Below are 20,694 nucleotides of genomic sequence, written 5' to 3' on the forward strand. Positions count from 1 at the left end.
TTAGGAGACGATGCCGTGGAACAGGGCGCGGTAACCCGCGCCCACCGCGTCAATCGAGTAGGTCTGGGCACGCTCACGCGCCGCCGCGCCGAGTGAGGCGCGCAGTTCCGCGTCCTCCGCGACCACCTCGATGGTGCGGGCGAGCGCGGCGACGTCACCAGGCGGCACCAAGGCGCCCGAGTGGCCCTCCTCGATCGCCTCGTTGAGTCCGGGCAGGTCCGAGGCGATCACGGCGCAGCCGGCTCCCATGGCCTCGAGCATCGCGACGGGCAGCCCGTCCTGGTCGCCCGTCGATGCGCGGCGGGAGGGGAACACCGCGATCGCCGCCTGATCGTACTGCGCGTTGAGTTCCGCGCGGCCCAACTGTCCCAAGAACTTCACTGGCAGACCCGCCGCGGCCGCCTCGAGTGTGGCTCGCTCGGGGCCATCGCCCACGATCACGAGCTCAAGCCGCGACTGGGCGGCCCGCAGCGCGGCCAGGAGGACGTCGAAGCCCTTCTTCTCGACCAATCGACCCACGGCGAGGACCCGCACCGGATGCCTGCGCGACGGCGGCGCGACCTCGCGCGCGGTCGTGGCCTCGAGCGTCGCCAGCCGCGCGCCCATGGGCATCACATGCGTGGTGGCGGGGTCGGCGCCCAAAGCGATGGCGCGCTCCCTCATGTCTTCGTTCATCACGGTGACCGCACGCGCGTGCCGGAGCGCCCGGCGCTTGAGGGCCGTCGCCGCTCCGTTCTCGAGCGCATAGAGGTCTCCTCCGAGCGTCGTGATGACCAGCGGCACGGAGCGGGCCACGCCGGTCGCGACCACTCCCTGCGGGATCACCCAATGCGCGTGGATGGCATCGGGCCGGAACTCCCTCACCTGCGAGCGCACCGCCCAGGCGAGGCCGGCGAGCAGCGGGGGCACCTGCATGAGGCGTGAACGCTTGGCGCGCACGTTCTCCAGAATCGCGCCGTCGGCGAGGTCCTCCCAACGGCGCGGGAAGTAGCGGTAGCGGATGACCTCGACGCGATCGTCGAGTCGCGTGCGCGCCGGAGCACCGGGAACCGCGGGCGCGAGGATGCGCACCTCGAAGTCCTGGGCAAGCTGAGCGGACAGGTCCGCGACGAATGCCGGGGTCCCGTCGCCCTCTCTCGCCGGCATCGTCGACGTCAAGATGAGCAGGCGCCGGGAGGCCATAGGATGAGATCCAATCTGAAAGGACACGACGGTTGCGCAAATCATACGACGTGGCCGTGGTGGGAGCGCGGGGCTTCCTTGGCGGCCCGATCTCTCGGGAACTCGAGCGCCGGGGCCACGCGGTGGCGCGTTTCACCAGGGAGAATCCGCTTCTGTCGGACGGCGTGTGGGCGGACGATGCCGCGCAGGTCCACACGGTCGTGTGGGCGGCGGGGTCGCTCACGCCGGCGCTCGCGCAGCAGCGACCCGACCTGGTCGAGTCCGATCTCGCCGAGTTCGCCGCATGTGTGGAGGCGCTGGCCGCGCAGCCGCGCAGCCCACGCCTCGTGCTGCTGTCGTCGGGCGGCGCGGTCTATGGCCCGCCCCTGCGTCCTCCCTTCCGGGAGGGCGACGTGCCCCATCCGGCCAACGCGTACGGTGCGTACAAGCTCGCTCAAGAGGACATCGTCCATGCCGCCGGCGTGCCCGCGACGCTCGTGCGCCTCGCGAACGCGTACGGCCCGGGCCAGCAGGGCAACGGAGGCCAGGGTGTCCTTGCGATCTGGATGGACGCGGTGCTCGCGGGAGAGCCGATTCGCCTGTTCGGAACCGGCGACGCGCAGCGAGACTTCATCTATGTCGACGACATCGCGGACGCCGTCGCGGCAATCGTCGAGCGTCCCGATGCGCCCACGGTCCTCAACCTCGGATCGGGGCACCCCACCCGCCTCGGCGACCTCGCGGGACTCGTGCGCGACACGGCCGCGCCGCGTGACGCGGTGATCGAGATGGTCGACCCGCGCGCGATCGACCCCGCCTCGACGTGGCTCGACATGTCCCTCGCGCATGAGTCGCTCGGTTGGCGCGCTCGCGTCGAGCTCGAGGACGGGATCGCCCGCATGTGGAGCGCGAGAGTCTCATGAAGCAAGCGCTCCGCTGGGTCTTCCTCGCCGTCGCCACCGCCCTCCTCGCGTGGGCCCTCGTGTCCACCTGGGATGACGTCACGGCCGCATGGCGCTCCCTCACGTGGGGCGCGATCGCGGGCGCCTTCGCGCTCACGCTCGTCGCACTCGTGCTCGCGGCACTGGCGTGGCGTGAGGTGATGCGCGCGGTGGGTCTCGATGCGACCGTCCCCGAGGCGCTGCGCGTCTTCCTGCTCTCTCAGATCGGCAAGTACGTCCCCGGCTCCGTGTGGCCGGTCATCGCGCAGGCCGAGTTCGCGCGCGACCACGGCGTGAGCCGAGCGCGGGCGATGACCGGCTCGCTGGTTGCGATGGTGGTCGGTGCGGTCACCGCGGCGATCGTCGGCACGGTGGGGCTCATCATCTCGGTGCCGGGGGCGCTCGCGGAGTACTGGTGGGTGATCGTGGTGGCGGCGGGCCTCGCGGCGTGCCTCGTGCCGGCCGTGCTCGTGCGGATCGTCGGAGTGGCCTTCCGGATCACCCGCCGGACCGAGCAGCCCGTGCGGATCGGCGCGCGGCCCCTGCTCGCCGCGGTGGGGCTCAACGTGGTGCAGTGGCTGGTGCTGGGCGCGCACGCGTGGCTGCTGCTGCGGGAGCTCGCTCCGGGCACCGACCTCATCCTGGCGACGGGGGCGTTTGCCTTCGCGTGGCTCGTGGGCTTCGTCGTGGTCATTGCTCCTGCGGGTGCAGGGGCGCGCGAAGCAGCGCTGGTGCTCGCGCTCCAGTCCGTGGCGACACAGGGGGCGGCGCTCAGCCTCGCGCTCATCAGCCGGTTCCTCATGACCCTCGCGGACGTGACAGGGCTTGGCGTCGGCTTGGTGATCGGGGCCCTCAGGCGTCGAAACCGGGCGGATCACAATGTTGATGTGACGGACATGTAACGCGCGAGTAAGGATTGGGTGAAGACTCTCCGTCTCCCCCTGCGCGACGTCGCCCTGGGGTCTAGGTTGCGAAGAGGCGCGCCGTGCCACAACGCCGGCCGTCACCGTCACCAAAGGAGAGACAGCATGAATCGTCCCGCGTCGCGGGCGCTAGCCATGGGGGCCGCCGGCGCGGTCGGACTCATGGCGACCGCACTCGCAGTACCCGCGCAGGCTGCCGAGGAGCCCGCCACCACCGAGGTCCAGATCCTGGGCATCAACGACTTCCACGGCCGCATCCTGCCGGACTCCTTTGGCGAGGCCGCAGGTGCCGCGTCACTGGCGACCGCGATCGCCGACCTGGAGGAGGACTACGCCAACTCGGTGTTCGTTGCCGCAGGCGACCTGATCGGCGCGTCGACGTTCGAGAGCTTCATCGCCAAGGACAAGCCCACGATCGACGCGCTCAACGCCGCTGGTCTGGACGTCTCCGCGGTGGGTAACCACGAGTTCGACGGCGGCTACGACGACCTGATCTCGCGCGTGATGGCCCCCTTCGACGCGGAGACCAACCCGCTGGGCGGCGCCGAGTGGAAGTACCTGGGAGCGAACGTGCGCCTCGTGGGTTCGGGTGACCCCGCGCTGCCCGAGACCTGGATTCAGGACTTCGGCGACGTCGAGGTGGGCTTCGTGGGTGTCGTGACCGACGAGACCCCCTCGCTCGTGTCGCCCGACGGCGTGGCCAACCTCACCTTCGAGGAGGAGGCAGTCGCCGCAAACCGCAGCGCCGCCGACCTCGAGGAGGCGGGCGCGGACCTCATCGTGCTGCTGGTGCACGAGGGTGCCCCGACCACCGCTTACGCGGACGCGGTCGACACGTCGAACGACTTCGGTGCGATGCTCGCCGAACTCGACCCGAGCATCGACGCCGTGGTCTCCGGCCACACGCACCTCGCGTACGACCACCGTGTGCCGGTGGCCGAGTGGATCACCGAGGGCCGCGCGGTCACCGAGCGTCCGGTGGTCTCCTCCGGTCAGTACGGCATGAACGTCAACCGCCTGGTCTTCGAGGTCGACGATGTCACGGGCGACGTCGTGGGCTTGTCGACCGAGATTGTCGACCTGTGGGTCGGCGGCGCGGCCGTGTATCCGCAGGACCCCGAGGTCGCCCAGATGGTCGCCGATGCGACCGCCGAGGCCGACATCCTGGGCGCCGAGGTGCTCGGCGAGCTCGAGATGCCGCTGTACCGCGCGCGGACCGCGTCCGGTGCGACGGGTTCCACGCGTGGAGCGGAGTCGACGCTGGGCAACGCCATCGCTGAGGTCCAGCGGTGGGCCACGGCGGGCAACGGCGCCGAGATCGCGTTCATGAACCCGGGCGGACTGCGCGGCGACATGCTCGGCGTGGCCAACGGCACCGGCGACTACCCGAGCGACGTCACCTACAAGCAGGCGGCGGGCGCGCAGCCCTTCGCCAACACGCTCGTGACCATGACGCTCACCGGCGTCCAGCTCGCGGAGGTCCTCGAGGAGCAGTGGCAGCCCGCCGGCTCGTCCCGGCCCTTCCTGCGACTGGGAACCTCCGAGGGATTCGGCTACACCTACGACCCGACGGGCCGCACGATCACGCAGATGTGGGTCGGGGAGGACTTCATCGAGCCCACCGACACCGTCACCGTGGCCGTCAACTCCTTCCTCGCGGCGGGTGGCGACAACTTCACCACGTTCGCCGAGGGCACCGACCGTGCCGACTCGGGCCGCGTCGACCTCAACGCGATGGTCGACTACCTCGCGGAGAACGGCTCGCTCGGCACCGACTACGCCCAGCACGCCATCGGCGTCTCGGGCGACCTCACCCCCTACGAGGGCGGGATGGTCGACCTCGACCTGAGCTCGCTCGCGATGACCGGCCCGGGCGACCTGGTCGACTCGACGGTGACCGTGACGCTCCAGGGTGAGGAGCTCGGCACGTTCCCGGTGGACAACGCGCTGCCGACCGACACGTTCGACGAGCACGGCAAGGCGACCCTCGCCTTCGAGCTGCCCGCTGGCGTGACCGGCGAGCAGATCCTGGTGGTCGAGGGCGACACGACGGGCACGATCTTCCCGATCGTCATCGACATCGTGGAGTTCGGCGACATCTCGACCGACCCGGCCTCGCCCGAGTACAGCGAGCACGCCGAGTCCATCCAGTGGCTCGCGCGCGAGAACATCTCGCAGGGGTGGACGCTGCCCGACGGCACCGTCGAGTTCCGCCCGCTCGCCCTCGCGGGACGCGACGCGCTCGCGGCGTTCATCTACCGCCTCGCGGGAGAGCCCGAGTTCGAGCCGCCGGCGGAGCCGACGTTCTCGGACGTGACTCCCGAGTCGACCGAGTTCTACACGGAGATCGAGTGGCTCGCGGCTCAGGGCATCACGACGGGCTACCCGGACGGCACCTTCCGCCCCACGGCCAAGATCAGCCGTGACGCGGTGGCGGCGTTCCTCTACCGCCTCGCGGGAGAGCCCGAGTTCGAGCCGCCGGCGGAGCCGACGTTCTCGGACGTGACCCCCGAGACCTCCGCCTACTACGTGGAGATCGAGTGGCTCGCCTCGGAGGGCATCACGCAGGGCTGGTCGGACGGCACCTTCCGTGCCACGGCGAAGATCAAGCGCGACGCGATCGCGGCGTTCCTGTACCGCTTCGCCGAGGGCTGGATCGCCTAGTTCGCGGCACCCGCACGATGGCGGGGTCGGGCCTCACGGCCCGGCCCCGCCGTCGCGTCTGGGGTGGAGTGCGCCACATCCTCCCTCGCCACGCTGGCACGATGCGCAACAATGGGCCGGTGACCTCCTTCGCCGACCGCCATATCGGTCCCGACGCGCCGGCCCTCGAGACGATGCTGGCCGCGGTGGGGCAGCCCTCCCTCGACGCGCTCATCGACGCGGCGGTGCCCGCCGCGATCCGCCTCGACGACGTCGTGGTGCTGCCCGAGCCGCGCACGGAGCAAGAGGTGCTCGCGGCGCTGCGGACGATGGCAGGGCGCAACACGGTCGCGGTGTCGATGATCGGCCAGGGCTACTCCGACACGGTGACGCCCATGGCGATTCAGCGTGGAGTGCTCGAGAACCCCGCGTGGTACACCGCCTACACGCCCTATCAGGCCGAGATCTCGCAGGGCCGCCTCGAGGCGATGCTCAACTTCCAGACGTTGGTGTCGGACCTCACGGCACTGCCCGTCGCCGGCGCATCGTTGCTCGACGAGGCCACGGCCGTCGCCGAGGCCATGCTGCTCATGCGCCGGGCTGTCCGCGGTCGCGAGGGCGGCAGGATCGTCCTCGACTCGGAATGCCTGCCCCAAACGATCGCCGTGGTGAGCGCGCAGGCGGAGGCGATCGGGCTGCCTCTCGAGGTGCACGACCTCGGGGACGGCTGGCAGGCCCCTGGCGACCTCGTGGGCGTGGTGATTCAGCAGCCCGGGCAGTCGGGACTCGTGCGCGACGTGACGCCGGTCATCGAAGCCGCCCACGCCGCCGGGGGCCTGGTCACGGTCGCCGCGGACCTCCTGTCGCTGTGTGTGGTCAAGGCGCCAGGGGAACTGGGAGCCGACATCGCGGTGGGCTCGGCGCAGCGCTTCGGTGTGCCGATGTTCTTCGGCGGCCCCCACGCTGCCTTCATCGCGGTGCGCGAGGGGCTCGAGCGCCAGCTTCCCGGTCGACTGGTCGGGGTCTCGGTCGACGCGGACGGCGACGTCGCGTACCGCCTCGCGCTGCAGACGCGCGAGCAGCACATTCGCCGCGACAAGGCGACCTCGAACATCTGCACCGCGCAGGCGCTGCTTGCGATCGTCGCCGGCTTCTACGCGGTCTATCACGGGCCCGAGGGGCTGCGAGAGATCGCGCTGCAGGTGCACACGATGGCGGCGACGCTCGCCGATGCGCTCCGCGCGCGCGGCGTCGCGATCCGCCACGAGCACTTCTTCGACACCGTGGTGCTCGACGTCCCTCGCGGAGCAGACTCGGTGATCGCGCGCGTGGCCGCGCGCGGCATCAACATCCGTCGCCTCGACGCCGACTCCGTCGCGATCGCGTGCGACGAGCGCACCACCCCTGAGATCCTCACGACGATCGTCGAGGCGGCGCTCGACAAGCCCGCCCCCTGGCGCGTCTACACCGGACCCACCGTGACCATCCCGGTGAGGATGCGCCGCACGTCCGACTACCTCACACACCCCGTCTTCCACGCACACCGGTCCGAGACCGCGCTCATGAGGTACATGCGCCGCCTCGCCGACCGCGACCTCGCGCTGGACCGCACCATGATCCCGTTGGGGTCGTGCACGATGAAGCTCAACTCGGCTGTCGAGATGGCCGCGGTGAGCTGGCCCGAGTTTGCGCAGATCCACCCGTTCGCGCCTGCCGAGCAGACCGCCGGCTACCGCGAGATGATCGCTCAGCTCGAGGGATGGCTCGCGGACATCACCGGGTACGCGGCGGTGTCCGTGCAGCCCAATGCCGGCTCGCGCGGCGAGTACGCCGGCCTGCTCGCGATCCGCGGCTACCACCTGGCCCAAGGCCAGGGCGAGAGGGACGTGTGCCTCATCCCGGCATCGGCCCATGGCACCAACGCCGCCTCCGCGGTGCTCGCGGGCATGCGCGTGGTCGTGGTGGCCACCGCGGCCGATGGCGAGGTGGACCTTGTCGACCTGCGCGCGAAGCTCGCGGCACATGAGGGTCGCGTGAGCTGCATCATGATCACCTATCCCTCGACCCATGGCGTGTTCGAGGAGCACGTGGGCGAGGTGTGTGCCGCGGTGCACGAGGCCGGTGGGCAGGTCTACATCGACGGCGCGAACCTCAACGCGCTCGTGGGCATCGCGAAGCCCGGCCACTTCGGCGGAGACGTCTCGCACCTCAATCTGCACAAGACGTTCTGCATCCCTCACGGTGGGGGCGGTCCCGGCGTGGGACCCGTCGCCGTCGCTCAGCACCTGGTGCCGTTCCTGCCCGGATCGGATGCGCCCGTGCAGTCGCCCGCCGAGCTCGCGCGCACCGGCGCACCCGTGTCGGCCGCGCCGTATGGATCGGCGGGCATCCTGCCGATCTCGTGGGCGTACATCGCGCTCATGGGACACGAGGGTCTGCGTCGCGCGACCGAGACGGCGGTGCTGGCCGCCAACTACGTTGCCGCGCGGCTCGAGCCTCACTTCCCCGTGCTGTATCGCGGGCCGGGTGGGCTCGTCGCACACGAGTGCATCCTCGACATTCGGCCGCTCACCGCGACCACCGGGGTCACGGCGGAGGACATCGCGAAGCGCCTCATCGACTTCGGGATTCACGCGCCCACGATGTCCTTCCCCGTCGCCGGCACGCTCATGGTCGAGCCCACCGAATCCGAGGACCTGGGCGAGATTGACCGGTTCATCGAGGCGATGGTAACCATCCGCGAGGAGATCGCCGCGATCGAGCGCGGCGAGATCGCCGCGGAGGACTCGGCGCTGCGGCACGCGCCGCACACGGTCGCGATGATCGCTGCCGACTCGTGGGCGCAGGCGTATTCGCGTGAGCAGGCCGCGTTCCCCGTGCGGGCCCTGCGGGTCGACAAGTACTGGCCGCCCGTGCGACGCATCGACAACGCTCACGGCGACCGCAATCTCGTGTGCGCGTGCCCTCCGCTCGGCGAGTATGAGGACGTCACGCACGAGCGCTGAGCCGCCGCGCCCGGCTCCCGTACCCATGCTCGACGCGCCCCCAGTTACCCTGTCGTCATGACCGCGCCGTCCCCGACCCGCCGCCCGCGAGCCGGGCTCGGACGGTCATGACACGCCCGTCGCTCCAGCCCCCCGTGCTCCCCGGCTACACGCATGTGCGGCCGCTCGGGCAGGGCGGCTTCGCGGATGTCTTCCTGTTCCAGCAAGACATGCCGCGCCGCCAGGTCGCGGTCAAGGTGCTGCACGCGAAGGTGCGTGACGCCGCCGTGCGCTCGCTCGCGGTCGAGGCCGACGTCATGGCGGCGCTCAGCTCCCACCCCTCGATCCTGACGCTCCACGAGGCCTCGGTATCGAGCGATGGACGGCCGTACATGGTGGTCGAGTATTGTCCCGGTTCGCTCGCCAACCGCTACCGCGCGGAGCAGATTCCGGTGGCCGAGGTGCTCGCGGTGGGCGTGCAGGTCGCCTCTGCAGTCGAGGCGGCTCACCGCATCGGGATGCTGCACAGGGACATCAAGCCGTCGAACATCCTCGTGACGCAGTTCGGCCATCCGGTGCTGTCGGACTTTGGTGTCGCCACCGCGGTGATGGCGGGCGACGCCGACGACGTGGCGATGAGCCCGCCGTGGAGCGCCCCCGAGGTCGTGGACCGCATGAGTTCGGGCACGGTCGCGTCTGATGTGTGGTCGCTCGCCGCGACCGTCTACACGCTGCTCGCGCAGCACAGCCCCTTCGACGAGCCCGACCGCAGGCTCGGCTCGGACGAACTGAAGGCCCGCATCCTCAAGGCGAAGTACCGTCCCACCGGCCGTGCGGACGTCCCCGCGTCTCTCGAGGCGGCGCTCGCGGGCGGCCTGCGACGCGTGCCGGGGGACCGCCACCACAGCGCGCTCGCGTTCGGCGCGGCCCTGCAGGAGGTCCAGCGCGAGTTGGGCCTGCCCGTCACACCCCTCGAGGTGCCCTCCGAGGCCTGGTCGCAGTCCTCGCGCGTGACGGTCGACGAGTCTCCGCGAGGTCCGGCGCGGTCGACGGTGCCCGTCGCGCCACGCCGCCACGTGACGTCGTCGTCGACTCTCGCGCGGCCGCCCCGCACGAGCCCGCGCGCGATCGTCGGATGGGTCGTGGGAGCGGTGGTGATCGCGACGCTCACCACGGCCCTGGTCATGTCGCTGGCGGGCGGCGGGTGACGGACGTCGGACGCGCCACCGCCGCGCGACGTCGCCGCGCCGGTCGCATCGTCGCAGGCGTGGCGCTGGTCGCGGCCGCGATCGGCATGGTGATCGCTCCCGGCTTCGACGAGCGAGAGGCCGATGCCGTGGATCCGTCGGTCTGGGCGCTCCAGACCGGCGCGGGGCAGCGCTATGCGCGGGTCAACACGGAGATCGCGGAGGTCGACACGGTCAAGGACGTCGACGCCCCGTCCGACATCGTGCAGGACGGCGACCGCCTCCTGGTGCTGTCGGCGAGCCTCACGAACGCGACGATCGTCGAAGCAGCCCGACCCGCCGATGTGACCGGCGCGGGCGCGATCGCGACCCCGCCAGGCACCACGGCCGTGGTCGCGGGAGGGGACATGGTCGCGTACCTGGCTGGTGACGGCGACGTGCTCGTCGGCCGACTGTCGGACGGCACCGCGACGGCGCCACGTGAGGTCACCCTCGACGGCGGCCTGGGGCTGCGCGCGGTGGCCGTGGCGGTCGACGCGGCGGGTGTGATCGCGGCCTACTCACCCGTCGCCGGAGGGGTCGTGCGCGTGGGAGCGGACGGGACCGTCGACGGTGTCGATCCCGTGCCGGGCGTCCCGGTCGACGGTGACGTCCAGGTGACGCTTGCCGCGGGTCGATGGGCTCTCCTTGACGCCGCGACGGGGCTGCTGTGGCGCGAGGGGGTGGACGGTTCGGTCGCGACGGGGGTCGACCCCGACGCCAGGCTGCAGCGCGCGACGGAGGCGGCCGACGTGCACATCGCCGACGGTCGGGGGCTGGTGGTCGCGGCGGCCGATGGCGGCGCACCGGTCCGCGTGTTCGGTTCCGATGCGATCGCGGGAGCACCCGCGGCGCCGGCCGAGCTGGACGGAGTGGTGTACGCGGCGTGGCTGGGCGACGGCGACGGCGGCGGGACCCTGTGGAGTTCCGCGGGACCCGCGGTGCCGCTCGACTATGCCGGGGGGGAACTCGGTCAGCGGCGTGAGCCCGTCCTGCGCGGCAACGGCTCTCGCATGGTGCTCAACGAGTCACGCAGCGGATGGGTGTGGGACGTCCCGTCCGGCACGCTCGTGCGCTCGTCCCAGGATTGGGAACCCGATCGCGAGTCGGCCACCGAGGCCGACGAGGACGAGACCACAGTCGAGGTGAGGGATCCACGCCCGCCGGTCGCGGAGGACGACTCGTTCGGCGTCCGCGCCGGACGCCAGGTGCGGCTGCCCGTGCTGCTCAACGACCACGATCCCAACCGTGATCTCCTCACGATCGATCCGGCATCTCTCACGCAGCCCGATCCTCGATTTGGCACGGTCGCGCTCGCCGACGACGGCCAGTCGATCGTGATCGAGGTCGCGGACGCCGCGAGCGGCACGGCCACGTTCTCGTATGCGATCACCGACGGCACGGGTGACGAGGGCCGGTCCGCTCCCGCGACGGTGACGGTCGCGGTCAAGGGAACGGACTCTGCCCCCGTGTGGTGCGGTGTCGAGGACTGCACCGCGCCGTGGCCCGCGCCCCAACTTGAACCGGGCGGCATGGTCGCGGCCGAGGTTCTCGAGGGGTGGGTTGACCCCGAGGGAGACCCGGTCTACGTCGCACACGCGGCCTCGGCGGATCCCGATGTCGCGGTGGCCGCCTCCCCGGAGGGGACCGTCGTCGTGCGCCACGCAGGCGACGCGACGGCCGTCGAGGTGGAGGTCACCGTCGCGGACGCGACGGGCGCCAGCGAGACGCGCACTCTCCGCATCGGGGTCGTCGGACAGCCGCGCCTCTCGCTCGAGCCCGTGTCGGTGACCGCTCTGCAAGGGGTGCGCGTGACAATCGACGCCGCCGCGCGCGTGACGGGCGGCAGCGGCGCACAGGTGGTCACGGAGGCGAGTGTCGATCCCGTTGACGGCGCCGCGGTTGAGGTGGCTCCCGACGGGTCCGGAGTGGTGTTCGAGGCGGACCGCTCGGGCACGTACACGGTGGGCATCACGGTGGTCGACGGCGCGAGCCAGGTGCGCGGCACCGCGCGGGTCACGGTGCTTGCCCCCGAGGATGAGGCCCTCGCCGCGGTCCCTCTCACGGCCTTTGTGCGTCCGCACGAGGACGTCACGGTCGACGTGGCGGGTGCGGTCACCAACCCCGGCGGACGGGTGCTGTTGGTCTCCGATGCTTCTCCCGCCCCCGAGCGGGGCGCGCGTCTCGAGCAGTCGATCGTCGGTCACGGGGCACTGCGGCTGTCGGGCACCACGGGCGACGGCCAGCCCGGTGCACTCGGCGTGGTCGCGTACACGGTCTCCGACGGCTCGGGCCGCGAGGCGATGACTGTCCGCGGCGAGATCACGGTGATCCTCCTGGACGCTGCGGTGCCGGCTGCTCCCGTCGCCGCGAACGACGTGATCACGGTGCGTGCCGGAGGCCAGGTCGACGCTCGCGTGCTGGACAACGACCTCGCCGCCGCCGGCGCCGTGGTCGCCCTCGATCCCGGATCCGTCGCGGCTCCCGACGGGGCTGGTCTGGCCTTTGGGGCGGGGCCGCTCGTGCGCATCCTGGCTCCTGACCGGCCGGGTACGTATGAGATCCCCTACGCGTCGTACGTGCTGGGCCATCCTTCGCAGCGCGACACGGCCGTGCTCACGGTGACCGTCACGGCGGGCGAGGACAACGCCGCCCCCACGCCCCGCGACCTTGCGGGCCGCGCGTCCTCGGGTGACGAGGCGCGCATCGTCTTCGACGGCGCCGGGCTCGACCCCGACGGCGATGCCGTCCGTCTCGACGCGATCCTCGAGCAGCCCGCGCAGGGAGCGGCGCGCATCAGCGCGGACGGCACCGCGCTGGTCTACGCCTCGTCCCCTGGCTTCGCTGGCCAGGACGACTTCGTGTATCAGGTCGTCGATGCGCGGGGACGCACCGCGACCGCCACCGCTCGCGTGGGTGTGGTGGCGGCCGATGCCGATCCCGCACCCGTGACGTACACCGACTTCGTGCAGGTGCAGGCGGCCGAGGGCCGGCGCATCGTGGTGCAGCCGCTCGCGAACGACCTCGACCTCACTGGCGGGGAGCTCGAGCTGGTGGCGGTCCGACCGGATGCGATCGCGGGCACGCCGGAGTATGCCGCGCTCGCCGCGCTCATGCCGGACACCGGCGCCCTCGCGCAGGGACTCGTGACCTTCGAGGTCGGCGCCGACGCAGGCACCTTCGCCTTCCTCTACTCCGCGCGCAACGAGACCGGCTCGATCGCCCAGGGGAGGATCGTCCTCAAGACCGTGCGCGAGGCCGTGGTCGACGTGCCCGTGGTCGCGGACACCGTGCTCACGCTCGAGACGCGGGAGTCCTTCCCCACCGGCGTCGACGTCCTCGACCAGACCGTCGCGTGGGCCAGCGGCGACGCGGCCGGACTGACGCTCTCGCTGTGGGGTGAGCAGGAGGGCGTGACCGTCGACGGCTCGGAGGTGGCGGGCCCGCTGCCCGAGCGCACGCGTGTGGTGCCCTTCCGGGTCGATGGCGTCGACTTCGCGGGCGAACCCGCCACGGGATATGGCTTCCTGCGAGTGCCCGGCGACGAGGACCTGCGCCTCGCGCTACGCGAGGAGGCCCGCATCGAGGTCGCCGAGGGTGCCTCCGCGACGGCCGACCTGCGAGACCTGCTCGCGGTGCCCGCCACCACCGCCCTCGAGATCGACCCGTCCCAGGTCAGCGCGGGGGGCACGCGCGACGAGGCGCGCTGCACGGCCGAGGGCGCATCGGTGGTGCGCTACGACGCGGGCAACGGCGCCCCCTACGTCGACACGTGCCTGGTCGGCGTGCGCATCGTGGGACAAGAGCGGTGGACGGTGCTTCCGGTGCCGGTCATGGTGATCCCCGCGGACCCCGTCCCCACGCTCGTGTCCGCATCCATCGAGGTCGCGCCCGGAGAGACCTCCGCGTTCGATCTTGCCGGCATGGTGACGTGGCCGCCCGGTGCCGTGGCGCGTGCGGTCGACATCGCGACCAGCCACACGGGGACGCTCTTCGACGTGTCGCGGCGCGGCACCGTCGTCACCGTCACCGCGAGGGACGATGCCCCGCCGGGACGCGCGGAGTCCGTCTCCGTGTCGCTCGCGAGCCATCCCGAGACGCGGCCGATGGTGTTGTCGCTCGTGGTCGGCCCCGCCCCGTCGGAGCTCCCCAAGGGAGGCACGGTCGTGCAGCGGTGCTCGCAGGCCTCCGGCGACGGCTGCCTCATCACCGTGAGCGGGGCGCGCGGGGAGGTCAACCCCCTGCCGGGGACCCCTCTTGAGGTGGTGGACGTCACCGCGTCCGACGACTGCCCCGCGGTCGACTTCGCCGTGGCCGGCCCCGGGACGGTGCGCGCCTCCTGGAGCGCCGATGCCCCTGGCGGGGTGTGCGACGCGGTGTTCAGCGTGCGCGACGCGCAGGGCCGCGTGAGCGCGGCCGAGCGGTCGGGAACCATCAGCCTCGACCTGCAGGGGTTCCCGCGCGGGGCCGCCGCGCTCACGCAGACCGCGTACGGGGACGGCACGCTGACGCTCGCGGTGGACCCCGGCGCCGCGGCCGGCGCGTACCCGGCGCTCACGGGCTTCGACATCCTCGCGGGCTCGACGCGCGTGGCGACCTGCACCGCGAGCGGTGTGTGCGCACCCCTCACGGGCCTCGCGAACGGTGACAAGGTGACGTACACGGCATACGCCGTCAACGCCGTCGGGCGGTCCCGCGACGCGGCGAGCGTCACGGCGTGGGCGTACGCACCCCCCGCACCGCCGCGGCTGGTGTCGTGGGCACCCTCCGTGACCAGCGGCGACGGCGAGCGCATCGACGTGGTGGTCGAGGTGACGGACCGCTCGACTCGTGAGCTCCGCGTCGAGGCGGGAGGCACGGCGCAGACGGTTCCCGTGCGTGCGGGTACGCAGCGGCTCACGGGCGTCGCGATCGGATCCAACTCCCCCGTCCAGGTGGTGCTGACGCCCCTGACCGGCCTCGACCTGCCCCCCGTCGACGGCGCCGTCGCCGCCGGGGAGTCCGTCGCCTTCACGGCGAACGGCGTGGGCCGCCCCACCATCACCGGCACCTCGCACACGTACGACGACGGCGCATCCACGGCATCGGTCACCGTCACCGTCGCCTCGGGCGGCGCCGGCTCGACGACGTGGGTGGGCCACGCGACGGGAGGCGTGTGCCGCCCCGACACGCGCGCGACCTCGGGCACGGCCACCTTCGAGGTCGCCGTCACCCCCAACGCGACCAACACCGTGACGGTGTGTGCCGAGAGCAGGGTCGAGGCGGACGTGCACGGACGTGCCCCCGATGTCGACGTGATCTTCGCGGCGTTCTCCGACCCTGGGGCGCCGGTGCTGCAGCGCGGCTATCGCGTGGCGACGGAGTGCGTCGGGTCGGGTGACTCCTGCACGACCGCGCTCGCGGGAGAGCCTCAGTGGCAACCCGAGCGGGGAACCGAGATCTGGTATCGCGGCTCCGATGGCGCGACCTCACGCCAGTTCGCGGACATCATGGTTGCCGGCCGCGCGGTCGAGGTCGAGGCGTACTACTGCGTCGACTTCGGCGGCGGTCAGCGGTCCTGTTCCGACGAGAGCACCCCGGTCACCGCCGAGTCGGGTGCCCACTACCGCCCCACCGCGGCCTTCCAGCAGTGCACCGCGGGCACCGAGCCCGTCGCGGTGCTCGGCGGCCGCGCGCAGGACTTCGCGACCACCGTGACCATGCTCGATGAGGACCGCGCCGTCACGAGCGACCCCACGCTCATGCGTGCCGCGTTCGTCACCGTTGACTTCCAGGACGCCCTCGACGGCATTGCGGACTGGACCAGTGCGACCGTGACGTGCGGGGCCGCGGCCGCCGCGGCATCGTCCCCTCCGACTCCACCACCGACCTCGCCATGACGGCGCAGAAAAGGAGGCCGCTGTGGCCCTGACTCCCGAGCACACCCAGTGGTTCGAGACCACGTTCTCCAAGCTGGTCGACAACGTCGAGAGCGCCATCGTGGGCAAGCGGCACGTGGTCGAACTCGCATTCACCGCGATGATCGCCGAGGGTCACCTGCTGCTCGAGGACGTGCCAGGCACCGGCAAGACCTCGCTCGCGCGCGCGATCGCCGAGACGGTGCGCGGGACGAGCGCGCGCATCCAGTTCACTCCCGACCTGCTGCCGGGCGACGTCACGGGCGTCACGGTGTACGACCAGGGCCGCTTCGATTTCCATCACGGCCCGGTCTTCGCGAACGTGGTCCTGGCGGACGAGATCAACCGCGCCTCCCCCAAGACGCAGTCCTCGCTGCTCGAGGTGATGGAGGAGCGTCAGGTCACGACGGACGGCGTCACGCGCGAGGTGGGTGCCCCGTTCATGGTGATCGCGACGCAGAACCCGATCGAGCAGGCGGGCACCTACGCGCTGCCCGAGGCGCAGCTCGACCGCTTCCTCATGCGCACCTCCCTGGGCTATCCCGACCACGCCGCGACGCTGCGCATCCTCGAGCCCGCGCGGCCCGTGCGCGTCACCGTGCCGGCGATCGCGGAGCTCGACGCGATCACCACGATGACGGGCCTCACCCACGAGGTCCAGCAGCATGCGCTGATCTCCGACTACATCGCGCGCCTCGTGGCGGGCACGCGCACCGCGACCCAGGTGCGCCTCGGCGCGTCGATGCGCGGCGCGCTCGCGCTCGCGCGCGCGAGCCGCACGTGGGCGCTCGCCCACGGCCGTTATTACGTCATTCCGGATGACGTGAAGGCCCTCGCCGAGGTGGTGCTCGCGCATCGGCTCATCCTCGACCCCGAGGCCGAGTTCGACGGCGTCACCCAGGGCGCGGTCGTGCGCCAGATCCTGCTCGACACCGAGCCGCCCAGCCAGCGAGACCTCGCGTGAGCGAAAGCCCCGACCGCACCTCGACGCGCGGCGTCGAGCGCACCCGCACGGGTGTCACGACCACGTACGCGACGCGTACCGAGGTCGCCGACGCCCCGCGCGGGCGCGTGGTCGGGGCGCGCCTGCGGGTGGACGATGCCAGGGATGCGGCGGTCGCTGGCGTGCGGTCCGCATGGGCCGCCGTGCGCGGCGTGGTCACGGTGGCGGGATGGACGGTCGCCGGGTGGACCCTCGTGGGTCTGGCCACGGGCCTCGCGTGGGGATGGGACGAGGGCGTGGTCGCCGGCGTGGCCGGGGCGGTGTTGCTGGTCGCGGCGCTGCCGTTCCTGCTCGGGCGTGCGCGCTATCGCGTCGACTTCTCGCTCGACCGCGATGCCGTGGTCGCGGGTGAGGACGCGGGTGGCGCGATCGTCGTGACCAATGAGGGCGCGCGCGCCGCGCTGCCCGGGCGCGTCGAGCTGCCGATCGGGCCCGCGCTGGTCGACTTCCACGTCCCGTTGCTGCGTGGCGGGGGCGAGCACCGCGAGCGGGTGACGATTCCCGCGCGGCGGAGGGGGATCGTCGCGGTCGGTCCCGCGACGTCGACTCGGTCGGATCCGCTCGGCCTGGTGCGCCGGCGCTTCACGTGGGAGGACGTGCGCACGCTGTACGTCCATCCGCGCACCGTCGCGGTGCCCAGCACGTCGCTCGGGTGGGTGCGTGACCTCGAGGGTCAGGCGGTGCGGGTGCTGACCAGCGAGGACATCTCGTTCCACGCCGTGAGGGAGTACGAGCGAGGCGACGCGCAGCGCCACATCCACTGGAAGTCCACCGCGAAGACGGGCACCCTCATGGTGCGCCAGTTCGAGGAGACGCGACGCTCGCTGCTGACTCTCGTGCTCGATGTCGACGCGCATTCCTACGCCTCCGAGGACGAGTTCGAGATGGCCGTGAGCGCGATGGCCTCGCTCGGGGTGCGCGCGATCCGCGACGGCCGCGAGGTGCAGGCGGTCGCGAGCGGCGACGTGCCGCAGTTCGCGCGCGCCACGGTGCGCGCGCTGAGGGCGCTGCGCGTGACTTCGCCGCGTGCCATGCTCGACGACCTCACGGGCATCGAGGCCTCGGACGCTGCCATGGAGCTCGGCACGGTGACGCGCATGGTGGCCGAGTCGGACCGCGGCACCTCGCTCGCGCTCCTCATCACGGGCTCCGCCCTGCCGCTCGAACGCCTGCGGAGCGCGGCGCTGCGGCTGCCGTCCGATGTCACGGTGGGTGCCGTCGTGTGCGACCCCGCCTCCGAGCCGGGCCTGCGCGCGCTGGGCGGTCTCGAATTGGTCTCCCTGGGTGTCCTCGACGACCTTCGCCAACTGCTGGCCCGTGGGGTGGCGCGACGATGACGGAGACGCCGCACGCCGCCGCCAGACGGCCCGGCTCCCGCGAGATGCGGCAGGCCGTGCCTGCGCCGGTGCTGCTCGCGGGCTGCCTCTACGCGATGGCGATCGTGGGCATCGTGTGGCTCACGCTGCGGCCGGTCTTCGTCCCCGAGGGGGAGGGGCCGCACCGCTACGGAATCGTCGCGGCGACGGGGCTCGCCGTCGGGGTGCTCGCGGCCCTCATCGCGGTCGCCGTCAGGCGCGGGCCCTGGCTCGCGGCGGTCCTCGCCTTCCTGGGCTATCTGGCGGCCGCCATCGTGGTGGCCATTCCGGGGGCGATGACGGACGGCTTGGGTGGCGTCGCGCGGGGAATCGCCGATGCCCTGCGTGCCCCGGTCTGGGGGTGGCGCGACGTGGTGACGCTGCCCGTTCCGCTGGGCGAGTATGAGGCGACGCTCGCGGTTCCGCTCGTCCTCATGGTCGCGTCGGGAGCCGCGGTCACGTGGGCGGCCACGCGGCCGCGGCGGTGGGGCGTGGCCGGCGTCATCGGCGGCGCTGCGGTCGTGGCCGCGATCGCGCTCGGTCCCGCGGCGCGCCGTGATCTCGCGGAGCTTCCCGGCCCGCTCGCCTCGCTCAGCCGCGAGATGGTCCTGGGCCTGCTCGCGCTGGCCGCCACCGTCGGGTGGGTGCTGTGGCGCACCGGGCACGAGCGCCGGCGCGCACTCGCGGGAGTGGGGGGCGGGGTGCGTGGCGTGCGCGTGCGCGGACGCGCGCTCGGCAGGGTCGCGATGGGTGCCGGGGTGGTCGGGCTTGCTGTGGTGTCCGCGGCGGCCGTCGCGGTGCCGGTCGCGGGGAGTCAGCCCCGCGAGGTGGGGCGCTCGGCGATCGAGCCGCGGCTCGTCGTCGATCGCGCCGTCTCGCCCCTGTCGCGCTATCGCGCGTACTTCGCCGACGACCTGTACGACGCGCCGCTCTTCACGATCGGCGACCTCGCCGGGGATGTCGAGCGCGTGCGCATCGCGGCGCTGCCGTTCTTCGATGGCAGCGAGTTCACCGCGGTCGCGCCGTCCGGCTACACCCCGCTGCGCTTTCAACACGTGCCCTCCGCGCTCGCGGTCTCCGGTGATGGCGTCTCCGCGACGCTCACCGTCGACGCGCTCGAGGGACCGTGGGCACCGCTGCCAGGGGAGCTGGGCGGCGTCACGTTTGGCGGGCCGCGCGCGACCGCTTTGGTCGACTCGTTCTACTATGCGCCGCAGGCTGGCATCGCGGTGGTGGCGTTGGACGGCGGCGTCGCGGCGGGCGACGCTTTCACGGCGAGCGCCGCCGCCGCACCCGACATCGACCTCGCCCAGGCGGGTCCGTCGCCCGGTGCCGCCGCCGTGCCCGCGGACCTCATCCCCCAGTCGCTGCGCGACTGGGTCGAGGCGCAGGGAGTGACGCGTGACGGCGCCGGCCTCGCGACGCTCGTGGACAGGCTCCGCTCGCGCGGCTACCTGAGCCACGGGCTCACGGATGAGGGCAATCCGCGCTGGCTCGCTGAGCTCGGCGCGTACACGTTCGAACCCTCGCCCGCAGGCCACTCCTACGATCGCCTCGACAGGCTCTTCGCGGCGCTCGTGGAGCGCGAGGCACAGGTGGGGCCGGGGGCATCGGACGCGGCGCTGGTCGCGGCGGCCGGTGACGACGAGCAGTTCGCGGCCGCCGCCGCGCTCCTCGCGGCCGAACTCGGCTTCCCGTCACGCGTGGTCGTGGGGGCGCGGCTGCTCGACACGGATCCGCGCGGCTGGACGCCGCCGTCGTGCGCGGACGGCGTGTGCCGCGGCCGCCACATGACCGCATGGGCCGAGGTCCAGTCCGCCTCCGGGGAGTGGATCCCCGTCGACGTGACGCCTCAGCACACCCAGCCGGTCACGCCCTCGGTCGCGAGCGAGCGCGACCCCGAGCTCCCGACCGCGACGGATCCGGACCGTGCCGAGGCGATCGACGCCGTCGCTGCGCTCAAGGGCCGCTCGGGAGGGGACGATTCCGTGCCGGCCGAACCCGTTGTGGAGCCGTGGTTCACGGGCTGGGTGCGCGTCGCGGTGGTCGGGATCGCGGTGCTGATCATGACGCTGGTCCCCGTCGTCGCGATCGTCATCGCCAAGGCGGTGCGTCGCGCGCGGCGACGTCGCGGCACCGCGCGCGCGGCGGCTCAGGGCGGTTGGGACGAATACGTCGATGTGGGAATCGACGCGGGCAGAGCGGCCATGCCGCTCGCCACGCGGCGAGAGCTCGCGGCGGCCTACGGCACGCGGCACGGGCGGGAACTGGCGGACATCGCGGATCGCGCGACCTTCACCACCGAGGGGGTCGAGGACGGCGACGCGCGCCGGGCTTGGGAGCTGGTCGCGGCCGACCGCGCGGAGTTCCGGGGCAGGCTCACGCGGTGGCGTAGGCTCGGCACGCGGTTGTCGACGAGGTCGCTGCTGGGGCGGGCCACTGCCCCGCGCCGGCGTCCCACCACCCCCACCGCACACGTCGACGAGCGGTGGCGTGCGGTTCGCGTGCCGACCTCGTCTGCGCGGGGCCGCCGATGACGCGACACGGAAGGGAGCACCCGG

The 20,694-nt window shown here is 72.4% G+C and carries 10 protein-coding genes; 9 read left to right on the top strand and 1 reads right to left on the bottom strand.

The window, feature by feature from the left end; genetic code table 11:
- Positions 1-1,182 (bottom strand): glycosyltransferase, encoded by a 1,182-nt coding sequence (locus tag ABEA62_RS05025; protein WP_286214416.1) that lies wholly within the window; start codon positions 1,180-1,182, stop codon positions 1-3.
- Positions 1,183-1,214: 32 nt separating this feature from the next.
- Between ABEA62_RS05025 and ABEA62_RS05030 the strand changes: the two genes are divergently transcribed.
- The 9 genes from ABEA62_RS05030 to ABEA62_RS05070 all read left to right on the top strand — a co-directional run bounded on the left by ABEA62_RS05030 (position 1,215) and on the right by ABEA62_RS05070 (position 20,670).
- Entirely contained in the window at positions 1,215-2,084 is an 870-nt protein-coding gene (locus ABEA62_RS05030) for an NAD-dependent epimerase/dehydratase family protein (protein WP_286214415.1), read from the top strand.
- On the top strand, positions 2,081-3,004 hold the full coding sequence (locus ABEA62_RS05035; RefSeq protein WP_286214414.1) for a lysylphosphatidylglycerol synthase transmembrane domain-containing protein: 924 nt from the start codon (positions 2,081-2,083) through the stop codon (positions 3,002-3,004). Before ABEA62_RS05030 ends, ABEA62_RS05035 begins: the two co-directional genes overlap by 4 nt.
- A gap of 126 nt (positions 3,005-3,130) precedes the next feature.
- Positions 3,131-5,689 (top strand): 5'-nucleotidase C-terminal domain-containing protein, encoded by a 2,559-nt coding sequence (locus tag ABEA62_RS05040; RefSeq protein WP_345378906.1) that lies wholly within the window; start codon positions 3,131-3,133, stop codon positions 5,687-5,689.
- Between the two features lie 101 nt (positions 5,690-5,790).
- Positions 5,791-8,673 (top strand): aminomethyl-transferring glycine dehydrogenase, encoded by a 2,883-nt coding sequence (gene gcvP / locus ABEA62_RS05045; protein WP_345378908.1) that lies wholly within the window; start codon positions 5,791-5,793, stop codon positions 8,671-8,673.
- A 107-nt stretch (positions 8,674-8,780) separates the two neighbouring features.
- The gene (locus tag ABEA62_RS05050) at positions 8,781-9,860 is read left to right on the top strand and encodes a serine/threonine-protein kinase (protein ID WP_345378910.1); all 1,080 of its coding nucleotides are present in this window, start codon (positions 8,781-8,783) and stop codon (positions 9,858-9,860) included.
- Entirely contained in the window at positions 9,857-15,757 is a 5,901-nt protein-coding gene (locus tag ABEA62_RS05055; protein WP_345378912.1) for an Ig-like domain-containing protein, read from the top strand. Before ABEA62_RS05050 ends, ABEA62_RS05055 begins: the two co-directional genes overlap by 4 nt.
- A gap of 22 nt (positions 15,758-15,779) precedes the next feature.
- Positions 15,780-16,739 carry an AAA family ATPase gene (locus ABEA62_RS05060; protein ID WP_286214406.1) on the top strand — a complete coding sequence of 320 codons (960 nt, stop codon included), beginning with the start codon at positions 15,780-15,782 and terminating at the stop codon, positions 16,737-16,739.
- Complete coding sequence (locus ABEA62_RS05065; RefSeq protein WP_286214405.1) at positions 16,736-18,115, top strand: DUF58 domain-containing protein; 1,380 nt, start codon at positions 16,736-16,738, stop codon at positions 18,113-18,115. The genes ABEA62_RS05060 and ABEA62_RS05065 overlap by 4 nt, the downstream gene beginning before the upstream one ends.
- Entirely contained in the window at positions 18,112-20,670 is a 2,559-nt protein-coding gene (locus ABEA62_RS05070) for a transglutaminase domain-containing protein (RefSeq protein ID WP_345378915.1), read from the top strand. Before ABEA62_RS05065 ends, ABEA62_RS05070 begins: the two co-directional genes overlap by 4 nt.
- The last annotated feature ends 24 nt before the right edge of the window (positions 20,671-20,694 follow it).

This window comes from Demequina sediminis (assembly GCF_039545075.1).
Lineage (GTDB): Bacteria > Actinomycetota > Actinomycetes > Actinomycetales > Demequinaceae > Demequina > Demequina sediminis.

Excerpts from the sequence above, each read along its gene's own strand:
- gcvP (WP_345378908.1), top strand. The coding sequence starts at position 5,791 with ATGCGCAACAATGGGCCGGTGACCTCCTTCGCCGACCGCCATATCGGT.
- ABEA62_RS05040 (WP_345378906.1), top strand. The coding sequence starts at position 3,131 with ATGAATCGTCCCGCGTCGCGGGCGCTAGCCATGGGGGCCGCCGGCGCG.
- ABEA62_RS05070 (WP_345378915.1), top strand. The coding sequence starts at position 18,112 with ATGACGGAGACGCCGCACGCCGCCGCCAGACGGCCCGGCTCCCGCGAG.
- ABEA62_RS05035 (WP_286214414.1), top strand. The coding sequence starts at position 2,081 with ATGAAGCAAGCGCTCCGCTGGGTCTTCCTCGCCGTCGCCACCGCCCTC.
- ABEA62_RS05025 (WP_286214416.1), bottom strand. The coding sequence starts at position 1,182 with ATGGCCTCCCGGCGCCTGCTCATCTTGACGTCGACGATGCCGGCGAGA.
- ABEA62_RS05050 (WP_345378910.1), top strand. The coding sequence starts at position 8,781 with ATGACACGCCCGTCGCTCCAGCCCCCCGTGCTCCCCGGCTACACGCAT.